Source organism: Mucilaginibacter sp. (assembly GCF_028287845.1).
Lineage (GTDB): Bacteria > Bacteroidota > Bacteroidia > Sphingobacteriales > Sphingobacteriaceae > Mucilaginibacter.
Window position 1 is genome coordinate 1 of record NZ_JAQBOW010000076.1, and the last position, 14,077, is coordinate 14,077.

A 14,077-nucleotide genomic window follows, 5' to 3' on the forward strand; every position below is an offset into this window, starting at 1 on the left:
TTTTCTATAATAATTAAATGAATTCAGAGCCCATACTCCCATTTAAACACATACAGGCGGCACACTGCGAAAACGGTGTAACCATGAGCCTGTTAAAAAACGCAGGTGTTCAGCAAATTACCGAACCATTGGCTTTTGGTATTGGCGCGGGGTTGTTCTTTGTGTATATTCCATTATTGACGATAAATAACGGACCGGTAATCGCGTTCCGCACTTTACCGGGGTTGATATTTAAAAGAACGTGCAAGGCTTTGAATATCCCGGTTGTGCGCAAAAAATTCAGATCGAAAGAAGCAGCAGAACAATTCCTGAATGAATGTTTGGCAGCAGGGCATCCGGTGGGTTGCCAGGTTGGGGTTTATTATTTACCTTATTTCCCTAAAGAGTATCGCTTTCATTTCAACGCCCATAATTTAATTGTTTACGGTACCGAAGATGGCAACTATATGGTGAGCGACCCCGTAATGGAACATACAAATATTTTAACCGGCTATGAATTGGAGCGTGTACGGTTTGCCAAAGGTGCTTTGGCACCCAACGGTCAGCTATATTACCCCAAAGAAAACACCATAGTTACAGATGACCAGGTAAAGAGAGCCATTAAAAGCGGTATTAAAAAAAACGTGCGTAATATGCTTACCCTGGCCGGGCCCATTACCGGGGTAAATGGCATAAGGTACACAGGCAAAAGAATAAAAAAATGGCGCGATAACTTAGGTTTAAAAAAGGCCGGATTATATTTGGCACAACTGGTGCGTATGCAGGAAGAAATAGGCACAGGCGGTGGCGGATTTAGGTATATTTATGGCGCATTCTTACAGGAGGCGCATGGGTATATCCCCAATGATGATTTGTTGGAGATATCGCAAACGTTTACTGCTTCCGGCGATCTTTGGCGCACGGCTGCTGTACAGGCCGCGGGTATTTACAAGGGCCGTATTGGCAGCCAGGAAGATTTTAATATAATGGGCGATTACCTGTTAGAAATTGCCGAAATAGAAAAGAAAGCTTTTACAGCGTTAAAAAATATAAAATGGCAGTAGCCCAATCCTTTGCAGTAAGTATTGAGAACATGAGCTTCCGTTATCCCGATAACGCCGACCCGTCTTTTACCGATCTTAATTTACAGATACCAAAGGGCACACGCTTTGGTTTATTCGGACCAAACGGCGCGGGTAAAACAACGTTAATGAACTTAATGACCGGCGTACTTACAGCCGATGAGGGTGCCATAAAACTGTTAGGATACACAGCAGGCGGACCAGATAAAGAAGTAAATAAGCTATTTGGCTTTGTTCCGCAAGATTTTTCATTTTACCAGGAGCTGTCTCCTGCCGAAAACCTGGAGTTTTTTGGCGCGTGGGCAGGGTTAACCAAAACTGAAATAGCTAACCGTACTAACGAACTGCTGCATATTTTAGGTTTGGACGATGTGCGGAACAAAGCAGTCGAAAAATTCTCGGGTGGTATGAAGCGCAGGGTAAATTTGGCTATTGGTGTGATACATAACCCTCAGGTATTGGTTTTGGATGAGCCTACCGTAGGGGTTGATGTGCAAACACGGCATGCTATAATCACTTATCTGCATAAGCTGAATAAAAATGGCACTACGCTCATTTATACCTCGCACCAGTTAAGCGAAGCAGAGGACCTTTGCGAACAAATAGCTATGATTGACGAAGGCAAAATAATTACACAGGGCCACATTAATGATCTGTTAAAAGAACACAAGCATGATAGCCTTGAAGAATTGTTCATCAATTTAACTGGTAAAGCCTACAGAAACTAATGTTTAAACTTTGGGTATCCATAAAGAAAGATATACGCATTCTGCTTCGTGATAAGGTAGGCATTTCCCTGATGTTTGTTATGCCAATAATATTGGTAGTGGTGGTTACCAGTATACAAAACAGCACGTTCCAGTTAGTGAACAAAAACAAGCTGCCTATTATAATTTGCAATACTGATACAGGCAAGTCAAGCGTGCAATTAATTGAATCTATTGATAAGATAGGTATGTTCAAGGTATCACAAATACCAAAGGGACATGAAAAAACTATATTAGATGATATGCAAAGCCAGGATGCACTGTTAGGTATAGTTATCCCGGCCAATTTTTCGGCAGAAGTAAATGCTAAAGCAAAAAGCGCGTCGGACAAAGCTATGGCTGCTTTTAGCGGACAAACAGATACTGTTAAAAACACTATAAAAAAAGAAACAAGCGGCATTGGCCCGCTTACCTTATATTATAATCCCGTTTTACAGGAATCGTTACGATTTTCTATCCAGGGAGCTATCCGCAGCGCGTTACAATTGGTACAAACCCGTGAAACTTTAAGAACGCTCTATTACTCATCAAACGAAAAAGAACTGCCTAAAAGCCTGGAAAATGAAATGCTAAATAGCAATACTACTATTAACATGCTTCCTGTATCAAAAGATGGCACACGTATTACGCCCAATGCCAGTCAGCATAATGTACCGGCCTGGACCATCTTTGCCATGTTCTTCGTTATTATGTCGCTTGGTGGCAGTGTGGTGAGAGAAAAGGTGAGCGGCAGCTTTATCCGTTTAAAAACATTGCCGACAAATTATTTGGTTGGCTTACTATCCAAGCAGGTCACTTATTTAGGAGTTACGCTATTACAAGCGGTTGTGATATTCTCAATTGGTATATGGTTGTTTCCGTATATTGGTTTGCCGCCTTTAAATTTACCGCAGGATCTATTCGCATTATTTATTGTTACCCTTGTTTGCGGCTGGTGCGCGGTAAGCTACGCTATATGCGTTGGTGTATTTGCCCAAACACAGGAGCAAGCCAACGGCTTTGGCGCAATATCTATTGTGATACTGGCGTGTATAGGTGGTTTAATGGTACCAAGCTTTGCCATGCAGGGTCTTGCTAAAACATTATCTAACTTTTCGCCGATGCATTGGTGCCTGCAAGCTTATTATAGTTTGTTTTTAGAAGGCGGCAAACTAAAGGATGTGTTAAACAATATTGGTTCTTTATTTATTATTACTGTTATAATTCAATTCATAACTTATTTAGGATTGAAAAGAAAAAATTTGATATAATTACCCTATGGAAAAAGAAGCGCTGAAAGAACAGCTAAAAGTACAGATTATACAATTTTTAAACTTAACAGACCTTACTCCTGCTGATATAAAAGACGATGAGCAATTATTTGGCGATGGCTTAGGCTTGGATTCCATAGATTCGCTGGAACTAATTGTGTTGCTTAAAAAAGAATACGGTATTGATATCAAGGATCCTAAAGAGGGCCGCAAAGCGCTGGTTGATATTAATACAATGGCTGATTATATAGAGGAACACAGGAAGAAGTAAAATAATTTCGGCGGCGCGTGTTATGATTGGGTTGTTTGAAATGTTCCCTGCAATTTCATACACACCACTTCGCCTGCTCTTAAATTGGCGTTGATCTTAATATCATTATCAATTATTTGATAAGCTATATCCAATTGCAGTAAATGATTAACGCCCGGCTCAACTAATGATAAGAACTTAATATTATCTGCTTTAATTAAACGTAATGGCTTATCTAAAGCCTTGGTCACCACCTCTTTCACTATCTGCAGCATACAGGCTCCGGGCACTACCGGATGATCGGGGAAGTGGCCCTGGAAAATTTCATTATATTGATGTATCTCTAAAACGGTATTAACTGAATTTTCTTCATGATTTAATGATATAATATTAAACAATGGTTCTTTAATCATGATGATAGATTAGCAGGCCGAAACCAGCATTAATGAATGGTAGTTATTTTGGTAATGGTTATAGATCAAAACTTTTTTAGGCGATGGGTTTTTGATAGCACTTTCGGCAACAATAGCCGGAACAATACCCTTTTTTATAATATTTGATGCCAGCCACAAAGCAAATGATACCGATGTTGGATATTCGCCGCAAAGGTGTTTATAATTAGCCAACGAACAATTTGCAAATAACAACTGGGTTAAAGCTTCATAAACCGCGTCATTTTTCAGGTCCCCGTTTTTTCCGGTGATCACCAGGTCTATATCTTCAATATTTAGTGAGTTATCAGCTAAAAAGCTATTAATTTTCAATTCAACATCTTTGTTGCTTTTTGGCTTATAAAATGTTTTAACCGCTGTTAACTCTGCCAGGTTATCTGTTGATGGTTTATCAGTTACCAAAACAAACGCGGCACCTTCTCCTCCGATAGTTCCTTTTGATTTGGTTTGAAACAACGATAAATTAGATAGTGGCCAACGCTTATACTGCCCCAACCGGGATAATATAGTAAAACTGGCATCGGTCATTTCATCCGTGCCGCCTACTAAAATATTATCAGCTTCTTTTTCTTTTAAAAGCATAACAGCATCCAGCAAAGCACTTTCAAACGAAAGTCCCTTATGTACAAATGTATTATTGTACTGATGGCATTTTAACATCAATGCTATTTGTGCCGCTACTGTATTATGGGTTGATTGAATAAACGCGGTTGGGGGGAGCATCTCTTCCTCCAATTCAATTATCCGGGTTAAAAAGGTAATCGTATCTTCCAAACAGCCATAAGCGGTACCGGTAATAATTGCTCCCGGCATTTCAATACCAGCCTGGGTTAAGCATTCCCGTGCAGCGGCCACACCCATTTTTATGATATGGCTCATGCGCCGTATTAGTTTGGGGTCGATATAATCCTTATAGTCGGGTTCTATCGTATTCAGGCGAGTTTCCTGGTATTCAACCGGCTCGGTTAAAAACGGAACATTGCCAAACGTTTTTTGGGCTGATATAGTGGCCGCAGATCGTATATATACTTTCATGTTTAAATAGCCGAAAATATTAACGATGTACAATTCCCGCCAAAGCCAAATGAATTTGACAACACATGATTGATCTTTTGGTCTTTTAAATAATGTTTTTCGGGAGTAAAAGGCAATTCTTTCATGGGCGTTTCAAAACGCAGATTGGGATAGATCAATCCATGCTTGATCGCTAAAACAGAAAACACGGCTTCAACCCCGCCGCTTGCCCCCAACGTATGCCCGGTAAATGATTTTGTAGAGCTCATTTTAGGGTAATACGGATCAAACAAACGTTTTATAGCGGTACCTTCAGCACTGTCATTATTAGGCGTACCGGTGCCGTGCAGGTTAATATAATCAATATCCGAAGGCTGTAAACCACTTTTTGCCAATGCGCCCTGCATAGCCAGGTAAGAACCTGTACCATCAGGCGATGAGGCGGTTTGATGATAAGCATCATTACTGTTATTGTAGCCGCTTAATTTGCAGTATAGCGGCTTACTTAACGCTCTGGCAACTTTTTCTGAAACCAGTACAACATAGCCCGCGCCCTCGCCTAAATTCAGTCCTTCGCGGTTATCATCAAACGGCTTGCAAAATTCTTTATCCAATATCATCAGCGTATTAAAGCCGTTCAGCGTAAATTTAGTAAGCGAATCTGTTCCACCGGCTACTACAACATCTAACAGATCATTCTTTATTAACCTCGCGCCATAAAATATGGCGTTTGCCGAGGATGAACAGGCGGTGCTGATGGTGGTCATGTAATCGGTCAGGCCCAATTCGTTTGCAACGGCTTCGGTCATGCTGCCGCATTCATGGTCGAATACATTACGCAGTTTGCCTTTGCTATTATCTTTTGTAAACTCTACAAAAAAATCCTCACTCTTATCCATACCACCTACCGTATTTGCCGAAACAAAACCCGTACGTAATGAAGAAATATCTGCTATTCCAGCATCATTTAAGGCTTCCTTAGCCGCTATCAGGCTTAAAAGCGTAGTACGGCTCAGTTGTGAAGAAACATTCGTTATAGCGGCTAATTCTGTATTGCTAAGTTTCACCTCTGCTACAGGCACTTGCCCATGAAGTTTCGTGTTTATTAAAGTTATTTCAGCCATTCCCGCCTCCTCACACTCAAAAGCGGCCAGATTATCTGCTGCATTATTGCCTATCGCTGTAATAACACCCACACCTGCAACATAAACCGATGAACTCATTTATATTTTATCTATTACTAAATTATCAAATATACCGCCAAGATTCTTTTTGGAAAACGATATAGCATTATCCCTTTCTTCCTTTTCAACCAAAAATAAAACCGCTTTGTAATCGCTCTCAAATACATCAACCCACCCACAAATACAAGCGCTTAAAGTATTGTTATTTAAAAGATTATTTACATATAGCTCAATAAAACCAGCATCAAATTTTTCAAATATAAAAAACGCATCCTCGCCTTTAAAATTATTGCGGATACATATTTCACCGATCATAATATTTGGCAAGGTATATACAAACAACGCCGGACTTGGAATATCACTTACACTTTTAATATACTTCTGGTCGCTGTCCAGACTTGAATTGGCATTAGAGAGAACCAAACCTACATCTTCGGGTTCATAATCTTTTATATAACTGCCTTTTAATAATATTTCAGAAGCTAACCATCCCAACTTACTCAGGTTATCCATTTTGTAAAATTTAGGATAATTCAACCCGAAATACTGGTATGCAGATAACAGGAACGCAGGCAGGTCTGCATCCCGGTTTTCAAATACCGGCACTTCATTCTTATAAACAACATGCTTTACAATAGTGCAATATGATGTTATGTAATTATTCACCTTGTAAGTTTAATTGGTCATTTACTAAATACCACCGCGGCATTACATCCACCAAAACCTGATGCGGTTTTTAAACAAGTTTTTAGCTGTGCCGGTGTTAACTTTGTACAAACGTTAATAGCGTCGCTTACTCCCATCGTCTTAAATCCTAAAGTAGGCAAGATGAGGTTTTGTTTTAATGATTGGATAGAAATAATTGATTCTATCAACCCTGCCGCACCTAAGGTATGACCATAATAGCCTTTTAAGCTGTTTAAAGGCACTTTATCCAATCCCGCTAAGGCTATTGCTTTTGCTTCCATCTCGTCGTTGTAGCTTGTAGCTGTGCCATGGGCGGAGACAAGGTCAATATCTCCGGCTTTTAACCCGGCTATACTTAATGCCTTCTCAATTGCCTGTTTAAGCTCTTTTCCTGTGCGTGAGGGCGCAGAAATATGATTGGCATCATTACTTACCGCTCCGCCTAAAACCTTGATCTTATCACTGTATTCGGCGTTTGACGACAAGACCATGGTTGCCGCGCCCTCGCCCAAAGTTATACCGGTTCTGTTTTTATCAAATGGCCGGCATGGTTCTGTACTTATTGCCTGGAATGATTGAAAGCCCGATAACACAAATTTGGTTATAATGTCGGCCCCCACTATAACAGCGTTTTCATACTGGCCCGACTGCACTAACCGCATTCCGGTTAGTATAGCCATAATGCCGGATATACAAGCGTTTGATACCACTAACGGTTGGTTTACAAAACCAAAATGCGCTGCAACCAACTTAGCCGAAGTATGCATAGCAATACGATTGTTTAACTCCGGGTTATCGGCCTCGGTTTCCAGTAAACTTATATTGCCTTTAGTTGACGATAGGATAAGAACTGTCTTTTTATCGGCGGCTTCTATCCCGCTGTCTTTTAAAGCATCTTCAACAGATGCTATCAATAACCGTTCAAACCTGGTGTAGGTTAATTGTTTATCAATTTTAAAATCGGCGCAATCAAAAAGCGAAGCATATACCGGCTCATCCGCTAACGCGGTATTATGATGTTGTTTAATACCGGAAATACCTTGTTTAACCTGCTCAAAATTTTCGGCAGTTGTGGCCCCTATAGGTGAGTATATATTATCAGCTACTATATAAACCGCGGACATTACTGGTTGATAAATATTTTCATTTCGCATTGCGCCACTACCTCCTCATTACACCAGATTTTTCCGGATACAATACCGGCATCAAAAACCTGGACCTCCATTTTCACCTCTGTAAATAACACATCCCCTATTTGGGGCAAGCTGTATATTTCAAAATTCTTTACCTGACCTATGTAACCATTAGCAACGGGCCTGTTTTCAATTCGGGCCATATTGCCAGAACCAGCAGCAGCGGTTTGCGCCATATTTTCCATCAGGCCGGCTTCGCTAAACTCGCCGTTTATTACTAAAATATTATCTGCGGTGATCTTAAAGCTGCTTTTGGTGATATTATCGTCAGAGAATAATAATTCGTCCACCATAACAAATGGCGGCTTTTGAGGTATTAAGGATAAAATGCTTTCTCCTGCTATCATGAATATAAACCACCGTTAATTGATAATACTTCGGCTGTTATATAGGCTGCTTCTTTTGATGCTAAAAACCCCACAGCATGAGCAACTTCTTCCGGCAAACCAAAACGATTAACGGGTATAGTTCTTCTTAACTCTTTCTCGTCCAGCCCTTCGGTCATATCTGTTTTAATAAACCCGGGAGCTACGGCATTAACCGTAATCCCGCTGCGCCCAACCTCCTGTGCCAGTGCTTTAGTTGCCCCAATTACACCTGCTTTAGCGGCCGAATAATTGGTTTGACCCGGCAAACCTTTAATGCCTGATAGTGAAACTACATTAATGATCCTGCCATAACGGTTAAGCATCATACTATCTAAAACTAAACGTGTTACATAAAAGAAACTGTTTAAGCTTGTGTTTATTACATTGTCCCATTGTTCATCTTTCAACCAAACCATTAAGCTATCATCCCGGATGCCGGCATTGTTTACCAGCACTTCAATATCATTGCCTTCATTTGCGTTTATCCAACCATCCAGCACCTCTTTAATTTGTTCTTTATCAGCTACATCAAATTGTAGCAACTCGCCATCGCTGCCGCTTTCTTTTACCAATTCAAGGGTTTTATTAGCTTCTTCTGTGTTGCTTTTATAGTTGATGAGCACATAATAGCCCATAGCAGCCATTTTAGTACAGATAGCTCTGCCTATTCCTCTTGAACCGCCTGTAACTAATGCACATTTCATGGTGTTATCCTATTGCGGGATTAGTCATTTCTAAAAAGTTCTTTACCCGCTCTATATCCTTATATTTTGGTGAATCTTCCACAAATTTGGGGAATATTGCCCTAACTTTGTTATATAAATCCAAAGTATGCGGTGCCAGTTTGTCCTGACAAGCCAAATAATCAATAGCCTGTAATATGGTCATTAACTGGATAGATAACACCGTAAAAGCATTATCTATAACCCTGCCGGTCATTAAAGCGGCATTACAGCCCATGCTCACAATATCCTGGTTGTCATTGTTATTAGGGATGCTATGTACATACATCGGGAACGACAAAGTCTGGTTTTCGGCTACCGTTGATGTAGCGGTAAACTGTACGCCCTGCATCCCAAAATTCAACCCTAAAACACCCAGGTTTACAAATGGCGGAAATTTCAGATTCAACTTATCGTTCAACAAATAATTCAACTGGCGCTCTGATAGCATAGATAATTTAGTGATTGCAATCTTCAGCTTATCCATTTCTAACGATACATAATCGCCGTGGAAGTTACCACCATGAAATACATTTTGATTGATGTGGTCAATAACCGGATTATCGTTTACCGAGTTCAGCTCATTAACCAGTACATTTTCTGCTTGTGTAATGGTATCATATATCGGACCCAGTACTTGAGTTACGCAACGTAATGAATAGTATTCCTGTACCTTATCTTCAAAAATTTCCTGCTCAATATTATCCGGATGATATAGATGATCTGTACGGCTGCGGATCATTTTACTATCCTTCAAAATATCGCGCAGCATAGCGGCTACTTTGTTTTGCCCCTTATGGTGCTTTACTATATTCAGTTCGTGCGAGTAATGGTCGTCATAAGCCTCAACAATCTCATTGGTCATAGCCGAAAACATGGCCGACCAACCCAAAAGTTTTTGCGCCTGGATAATGTTAACCATTCCAATACCTGTCATGGCTGATGTACCGTTTATAGTAGCCAGTCCTTCGCGTACATGAATAGTTAGTGGCTTTATATTTAGTTTATTAAATACGTCAATAGTTGGCCGGGTTTCGCCATCATATATTACTTCTCCCTCACCAATCAGCACCAAACCCAGGTGGGCCAATTGTACTAAATCGCCACTTGCACCAACTCCGCCATGCTCGTAGATACAAGGGGCTATATCATTGTTTATAAGCTCTTTAAGCAGTTCAACTATATCCGTATGCACACCGGAATAAGCCTGTATTAGGCTATTTAAACGGGCAACCATTAAAGCTTTTGCCAACACGGGAGTAAGCAATGTGCCACTACCCGAACTATGGCTGCGAATTAAATTATATTGCAAATTCAGCAAATTCTCTTCACTTACCCTGTATTGTGCCATGGGGCCAAAACCGGTGTTTATTCCATAAATTAATTTATTGGAGGAAAAGTTTTGCAGGAACTTAAAATTGGTCTCAATTTTATTTAAAGCTGACGGAGATAGAGAAATCGACTTTTTATTAAAAACAATATCGTTAAAGTCAGCTAAAGTAAGGACGCTCTGTCCAACAGTTATCATAGGCAAATATTAATAATCAATCTTTAAACCCAAACGCAGCCTAATAGTTTGCTGCGATGGATGACAAATATATAAAATAGTGATAGTAATTAGAGAGTGTCGATTAGTTGCCATAGAGTATGGTTATACTCGCTTATCAATAAACTTAACCGCCTTACGCACAGATTCAGGGAATTGTATTTTTTGCAGTTGTTCGGCAGTAATATAGGTAACATGCGGACTTACGCGCAACCGGGCCTGTAAATAGGCTCTTATTCGGTTGTCGCAGGCTTTGCTATCATCCAGCGGAAGCAGGTGCAATAAAACTTCATCCATACCTATCTCGTTAGAATATACTTCCACCACATAATCAATCACCTCTTCCATTTCATTCAGCAGATCGAACATCGCAGGTGGGTAAAGTGTAGTACCTTTAAATTTGATCATCTGCTTTTTACGGCCAATTATGGGCGATAACCGCAAACTTGTACGGCCGCAAGCGCAAGGTTCGTCATAATACATGCAAATGTCGCCCGTTTTGTAACGCAGTAGCGGCATGCCCTCTACCCCGAGCGTGGTAATAGTTAACTCGCCGGGGGTATTTGCAGATACCTGGTTATTATCCTCATCCAATAGCTCAGCGATAACTAATTCCGGCTGCAAGTGGCCACCATGGCCTTCATGGCATTCTGTAAACGCGGTTTGCATTTCGGTAGACGCGTAGGTAGAATAGAGTTGTATATCCCATGCCTCGGTTATTTTCTTACCTAATATATTTAGTGAAAAATCGGTATTACGGATATTCTCGCCTATGCAAATTGCTTTTTTTACGGATGTCTTATTCAGGTCGATGTTATAATTCTTTGCAAACTGTATCAGCTTTAAAATAAAGGAGGGCACAGCAACAATAGCAGTTGGGTTTAAACGCTGTATGGTTTCTATCTGCATAGATGGCACCCCGGGCCCCAGGCGAATAATCCCTGCTCCTAATTTACGTAAACCAGCGTAATAGGCTATGCCGGCCATAAACTGCCTGTCGAGCGTTAGCATGAGCTGGTAAATATCTTCGGGTTTTCCGTCCGCACAAACAAAGGAGTTGTATTCGTTATGTGTTAAGCGATTCAGGTCATTTTCAGTTAAAGCAATAGTTACGGGGCTACCTAACGTACCGGATGTTGAAGCGTACTCAATTATCTTATCGCGGCTTACGCATAAAAAGTCGTCATTACGTTTCTGAAGGTCTTCCTTGCCGGTAGTTGGAATTTTGGCCAGGTCCTGTATGGTTTTGATAGAATTGATATCAATTTGATGTTGAGCAAATAATTCTTTATAAAACGGTGAATGCTTGCTTAAATGCAGTAACAATTGTTGCAGCTTTTGCTCCTGATCGGTTTTTACTTTATCTGCTGTAACGGTTATGTTCATATTGTTATGATAATCACAAATAAACCAAAAATACGTGTCATTTTGACGAGGCGTGGGGATAAATCTTAAATAAGCGGCTCAGCATCGTGTGGAACATCTCTCACTATCGCACGATGACAGTAGTTGGTTGATTTTTGAGAAATAATTTATAGGGTTTAAAAAAATTCCATATCTCCTCACAGGCATTCAGATTACGCGTTGTTTTACCTATAATAAATTGAGGGAAATACTGCCAGCCACCGGGCCAGGTATGGCCACCATTGTTAATGGTATAACTAATAACTTTTAATCCGTTTTTAGAATTATCATATTCTTCTTTAAGAATACTGGTACCATCATGCGCTGTATCAAGTATATTGGTAACTAAGGGCACCTTATCGCAATCATTTAAGGCAATCCATTTTTTTATTATCTCTTCATGCGAATAAGCTCCTCTTCCAAACAATTTACCCCCTTTGTAAGAAACAACAGGATCTTTAGTTCCGTGCATGTATAGTGCAGGCATCGGGCTTGTAAGATCATAACCCTGGCCCATATCTAATGTTGCCGCAATAACTGCAATAGCAGCAATCCGGTGATGAAGCTGGCAAGCAAGCCTTGTAGTCATAAATCCGCCATTTGATATACCGGTTATGTATACCCGTTCCGGGTCTGCATGGTAAGTTTGTATAATATAAGTGATCAGATGATCTATAAATTTCACGTCATCAATACTATGAATATCAGCACCATCATGCCAGATATTTTTGGATGCCGGGCATACAACAATAAACTTTTCCCGATCGGCAATAGGCCTGAAATCTGCTAAATGGAACATAGACTTGGGGCTTGCAAAGCCGCCATGTAACGAAATAACTACCGGCATTTTATCTGGCTCATCAGTAAACGGCACATAAGTTAGAAATGAACGCTTGTTGCCATCAATAATCAAATTGCCCTTTACCAGTTGTATAGATGATTGTGCCAAAACTGACATGGATGTGAATATTATTATTAAAAAGGTGAACAGCCTCATATATTCTATTATAAAGTTTATTAACAACCAACTATTATTAAAAACGTTATTTTACCAGTGCTGTTTTATTTAAAACCGTTTAGAATATTTAAAGTTATTAGTATAGCAGAAATATTTGCTTAAAATAAATCAACATCATGAAAATTATTAAAGTATTGCTAATTGCAGTAATTACAGCAGTCACATTTGTACTGGCACAGGGCCAGATAAGGCTACCGCCGCCACCACCACGTCCGCCATTGCCCCGTATACATTTAGGAACTCCACCACCACCTCCTGCGCCTCGCGGAAGGGTAATAATAAGAGGATCGGAAAGACGATCAAGAGGTGCGGTAAGAAGGCATTATTATTACCGTCATGGAGTAAGGCATTATCGTACATATTAAAAAGAAAAGAGCCGCTCATCGTAATTGATGAAGCGGCTTTCTTTCCAACTGTAAACCTAAACCAATAGTATTTTTATGCAGATTTTCTGCGGTTATTTGTAAGTGCCGCTTCATAAACAGCATTAATAATATCATCAGCAATAAATGTGCTTGACAGGTCGCGATCAACATAATCATATACAATATGCCTGTCGGTATCAATAACGTACACAGCCAATAAAGGAACGTTTACATCAATACCCGAGAACCTGTTCCATGTAGGGTCATTTTCTGAATACACTCTGAATTTTTCGGCAATCTCGTTATTAACATCATGATAAAAATTAAGCGATAAGCTATGTTCCCAGGTAATTTTAGCTAATTGGTCATCTCCTGCTTCATTAGTAAGTATCAATAAATTACCACCATTTGCTTTTATTTCACTTTGTAAGGCGTTTAATTGTTTTAATTGATCAACACCACGTTCCTGCCACTGTTTAGAGTAAAAGGCAATAGCCAATGGCTTACCAAACAAATGCTTTAATGATATAGGCCCATGCGTAGGCGCACCATTATAAAAGTTTTTCCAGCGATGATAATCCGTAACCAGATTAATATCCGGTATTAAATTTCCGGTTTTAACGGGTTTTAAAGATTGGTATTTTTTATAGGTAATATCATTCTCCGGAATAATTTCCGAAAGATCAAAAAATGGATATTTATTTATCGTAGTTAGCATTTTAATAAAATTGAAGGTTGATACTGAGTATTGATTGATGGAGAATAGTTGTGTGCAATTAGCAACAACAATAACACA

At 39.9% G+C, this 14,077-nt stretch carries 16 protein-coding genes; 5 read left to right on the plus strand and 11 right to left on the minus strand.

What is annotated here, in order from left to right:
- The first annotated feature begins 17 nt into the window (after positions 1 to 17).
- Genes JWP71_RS06990 through JWP71_RS07005 form a run of 4 tightly spaced genes read left to right on the plus strand, consistent with a single transcriptional unit; the run spans position 18 to position 3,349 of the window.
- Positions 18 to 1,043, plus strand: a complete 1,026-nt coding sequence (locus JWP71_RS06990; RefSeq protein WP_299498178.1) for a BtrH N-terminal domain-containing protein — start codon at positions 18 to 20, stop codon at positions 1,041 to 1,043.
- Positions 1,034 to 1,789, plus strand: coding sequence for an ABC transporter ATP-binding protein (locus JWP71_RS06995; protein ID WP_299498179.1), 756 nt, complete (start codon positions 1,034 to 1,036; stop codon positions 1,787 to 1,789). The genes JWP71_RS06990 and JWP71_RS06995 overlap by 10 nt, the downstream gene beginning before the upstream one ends.
- Complete coding sequence (locus JWP71_RS07000) at positions 1,789 to 3,078, plus strand: ABC transporter permease (RefSeq protein WP_299498180.1); 1,290 nt, start codon at positions 1,789 to 1,791, stop codon at positions 3,076 to 3,078. Before JWP71_RS06995 ends, JWP71_RS07000 begins: the two co-directional genes overlap by 1 nt.
- A 7-nt stretch (positions 3,079 to 3,085) precedes the next feature.
- Positions 3,086 to 3,349: a phosphopantetheine-binding protein gene (locus JWP71_RS07005; protein ID WP_299498181.1), complete on the plus strand. Its 264-nt coding sequence runs from the start codon at positions 3,086 to 3,088 to the stop codon at positions 3,347 to 3,349.
- 20 nt (positions 3,350 to 3,369) lie between these two features.
- On the opposite strand, the gene JWP71_RS07010 is transcribed toward JWP71_RS07005, so the two are convergent.
- From JWP71_RS07010 to JWP71_RS07055, 10 genes are all read right to left on the minus strand, one after another.
- Positions 3,370 to 3,741 carry a hypothetical protein gene (locus tag JWP71_RS07010; protein WP_299498182.1) on the minus strand — a complete coding sequence of 124 codons (372 nt, stop codon included), beginning with the start codon at positions 3,739 to 3,741 and terminating at the stop codon, positions 3,370 to 3,372.
- A gap of 9 nt (positions 3,742 to 3,750) precedes the next feature.
- The gene (locus JWP71_RS07015; RefSeq protein ID WP_299498183.1) at positions 3,751 to 4,815 is read right to left on the minus strand and encodes a beta-ketoacyl synthase chain length factor; all 1,065 of its coding nucleotides are present in this window, start codon (positions 4,813 to 4,815) and stop codon (positions 3,751 to 3,753) included.
- Positions 4,816 to 4,817: 2 nt separating this feature from the next.
- Positions 4,818 to 6,017, minus strand: coding sequence for a beta-ketoacyl-[acyl-carrier-protein] synthase family protein (locus tag JWP71_RS07020; RefSeq protein ID WP_299498184.1), 1,200 nt, complete (start codon positions 6,015 to 6,017; stop codon positions 4,818 to 4,820).
- Positions 6,018 to 6,644: a hypothetical protein gene (locus tag JWP71_RS07025; RefSeq protein WP_299498185.1), complete on the minus strand. Its 627-nt coding sequence runs from the start codon at positions 6,642 to 6,644 to the stop codon at positions 6,018 to 6,020. It abuts the gene before it with no gap.
- 17 nt (positions 6,645 to 6,661) lie between these two features.
- The gene (locus JWP71_RS07030; protein ID WP_299498186.1) at positions 6,662 to 7,789 is read right to left on the minus strand and encodes a beta-ketoacyl-[acyl-carrier-protein] synthase family protein; all 1,128 of its coding nucleotides are present in this window, start codon (positions 7,787 to 7,789) and stop codon (positions 6,662 to 6,664) included.
- The gene (locus JWP71_RS07035; RefSeq protein WP_299498188.1) at positions 7,789 to 8,205 is read right to left on the minus strand and encodes a 3-hydroxyacyl-ACP dehydratase; all 417 of its coding nucleotides are present in this window, start codon (positions 8,203 to 8,205) and stop codon (positions 7,789 to 7,791) included. Before JWP71_RS07035 ends, JWP71_RS07030 begins: the two co-directional genes overlap by 1 nt.
- Positions 8,202 to 8,930: a 3-oxoacyl-ACP reductase FabG gene (gene fabG / locus JWP71_RS07040; protein ID WP_299498189.1), complete on the minus strand. Its 729-nt coding sequence runs from the start codon at positions 8,928 to 8,930 to the stop codon at positions 8,202 to 8,204. Before fabG ends, JWP71_RS07035 begins: the two co-directional genes overlap by 4 nt.
- Before the next feature lie 4 nt (positions 8,931 to 8,934).
- Positions 8,935 to 10,476 (minus strand): aromatic amino acid ammonia-lyase, encoded by a 1,542-nt coding sequence (locus JWP71_RS07045; protein ID WP_299498190.1) that lies wholly within the window; start codon positions 10,474 to 10,476, stop codon positions 8,935 to 8,937.
- A gap of 123 nt (positions 10,477 to 10,599) precedes the next feature.
- Entirely contained in the window at positions 10,600 to 11,880 is a 1,281-nt protein-coding gene (locus JWP71_RS07050; RefSeq protein ID WP_299498191.1) for an AMP-binding protein, read from the minus strand.
- 103 nt (positions 11,881 to 11,983) lie between these two features.
- A complete protein-coding gene (locus JWP71_RS07055) occupies positions 11,984 to 12,895 on the minus strand; it encodes a PHB depolymerase family esterase (RefSeq protein WP_299498192.1) in 912 nt (303 codons plus the stop codon).
- Positions 12,896 to 13,032: 137 nt separating this feature from the next.
- Here JWP71_RS07055 and JWP71_RS07060 point away from each other — a divergent pair, with 137 nt between their 5' ends.
- Positions 13,033 to 13,281, plus strand: coding sequence for a hypothetical protein (locus JWP71_RS07060; protein WP_299498193.1), 249 nt, complete (start codon positions 13,033 to 13,035; stop codon positions 13,279 to 13,281).
- A gap of 73 nt (positions 13,282 to 13,354) precedes the next feature.
- On the opposite strand, the gene JWP71_RS07065 is transcribed toward JWP71_RS07060, so the two are convergent.
- Complete coding sequence (locus JWP71_RS07065; protein WP_299498194.1) at positions 13,355 to 13,999, minus strand: redoxin domain-containing protein; 645 nt, start codon at positions 13,997 to 13,999, stop codon at positions 13,355 to 13,357.
- Positions 14,000 to 14,077 lie beyond the last annotated feature (78 nt).

Excerpts from the sequence above, each read along its gene's own strand:
- JWP71_RS07045 (WP_299498190.1), bottom strand. The coding sequence starts at position 10,476 with ATGATAACTGTTGGACAGAGCGTCCTTACTTTAGCTGACTTTAACGAT.
- JWP71_RS06995 (WP_299498179.1), top strand. The coding sequence starts at position 1,034 with ATGGCAGTAGCCCAATCCTTTGCAGTAAGTATTGAGAACATGAGCTTC.
- JWP71_RS07015 (WP_299498183.1), bottom strand. The coding sequence starts at position 4,815 with ATGAAAGTATATATACGATCTGCGGCCACTATATCAGCCCAAAAAACG.
- JWP71_RS07020 (WP_299498184.1), bottom strand. The coding sequence starts at position 6,017 with ATGAGTTCATCGGTTTATGTTGCAGGTGTGGGTGTTATTACAGCGATA.
- JWP71_RS07030 (WP_299498186.1), bottom strand. The coding sequence starts at position 7,789 with ATGTCCGCGGTTTATATAGTAGCTGATAATATATACTCACCTATAGGG.
- JWP71_RS07060 (WP_299498193.1), top strand. The coding sequence starts at position 13,033 with ATGAAAATTATTAAAGTATTGCTAATTGCAGTAATTACAGCAGTCACA.
- fabG (WP_299498189.1), bottom strand. The coding sequence starts at position 8,930 with ATGAAATGTGCATTAGTTACAGGCGGTTCAAGAGGAATAGGCAGAGCT.
- JWP71_RS07050 (WP_299498191.1), bottom strand. The coding sequence starts at position 11,880 with ATGAACATAACCGTTACAGCAGATAAAGTAAAAACCGATCAGGAGCAA.
- JWP71_RS07055 (WP_299498192.1), bottom strand. The coding sequence starts at position 12,895 with ATGAGGCTGTTCACCTTTTTAATAATAATATTCACATCCATGTCAGTT.
- JWP71_RS06990 (WP_299498178.1), top strand. The coding sequence starts at position 18 with ATGAATTCAGAGCCCATACTCCCATTTAAACACATACAGGCGGCACAC.
- JWP71_RS07010 (WP_299498182.1), bottom strand. The coding sequence starts at position 3,741 with ATGATTAAAGAACCATTGTTTAATATTATATCATTAAATCATGAAGAA.
- JWP71_RS07005 (WP_299498181.1), top strand. The coding sequence starts at position 3,086 with ATGGAAAAAGAAGCGCTGAAAGAACAGCTAAAAGTACAGATTATACAA.
- JWP71_RS07035 (WP_299498188.1), bottom strand. The coding sequence starts at position 8,205 with ATGATAGCAGGAGAAAGCATTTTATCCTTAATACCTCAAAAGCCGCCA.
- JWP71_RS07000 (WP_299498180.1), top strand. The coding sequence starts at position 1,789 with ATGTTTAAACTTTGGGTATCCATAAAGAAAGATATACGCATTCTGCTT.
- JWP71_RS07065 (WP_299498194.1), bottom strand. The coding sequence starts at position 13,999 with ATGCTAACTACGATAAATAAATATCCATTTTTTGATCTTTCGGAAATT.